General features: G+C 63.5%; 2 protein-coding genes. Both read right to left on the minus strand.

Going from position 1 to position 573, the window contains the following annotated elements:
* Window positions 1-278 (minus strand): thiamine pyrophosphate-binding protein (locus tag NKJ40_RS31815; protein ID WP_502903793.1); only part of this gene is annotated, 278 nt, incomplete at its 3' end.
* On the minus strand, window positions 271-573 hold a 303-nt coding region (locus NKJ40_RS31820; protein ID WP_352469397.1), incomplete at its 5' end, for an SDR family oxidoreductase. The genes NKJ40_RS31815 and NKJ40_RS31820, both read right to left, overlap by 8 nt.

Raw genomic sequence — 573 nt, forward strand, 5'->3', positions numbered from 1 at the left:
GCTTCGATCAGAGCCGCGTAGAGCGCGATCGCATAGTGTCCGATCGACAGCAGGAAGCGGTCGCGTCCCTCCCACAACGTGTCCTCCGGCCGGTAGCGAAGCGCATGGAAATAGGCGACGGCAAGCACGTCGGCGACACCCAGCGCCTGTCCGACATAACCTTGGCCCTGGACTTGGCCCATTCGCACGGCATGTCGGCGGATACGATAGGCTCGTTCGGCCAGGCTGACATTGCTGCCAGCGCGAGGCATCTCAAGATCCGTTATCCTCTCAGCCATGGATCAGCATCCCACCGTTGACGTCGATCACGGCGCCGGTGATGTAGCTGGCCAGATCGGACGCCAAAAAGAGATAGGCGCCAGCGACGTCGCGCGCATCCCCCAGCCGGCTGAGCGGGATTCCCTTGATGATGTCGGCGCGCATGGCTTCGGTCAGTTTGCCGCCGGTGATGTCGGTCTGGATCAGGCCCGGTGTGACACAGTTGACGCGGATGCCTTCGGGACCGAATTCGCGCGCCATGGCCTTGGCAAGCCCCAGAACACCCGCCTTGGCAGCCGAATAGTGCGGGCCACC

It is taken from the genome of Mesorhizobium sp. M0119 (genome assembly GCF_040322615.1).
In the GTDB taxonomy this organism is placed as follows: domain Bacteria; phylum Pseudomonadota; class Alphaproteobacteria; order Rhizobiales; family Rhizobiaceae; genus Mesorhizobium.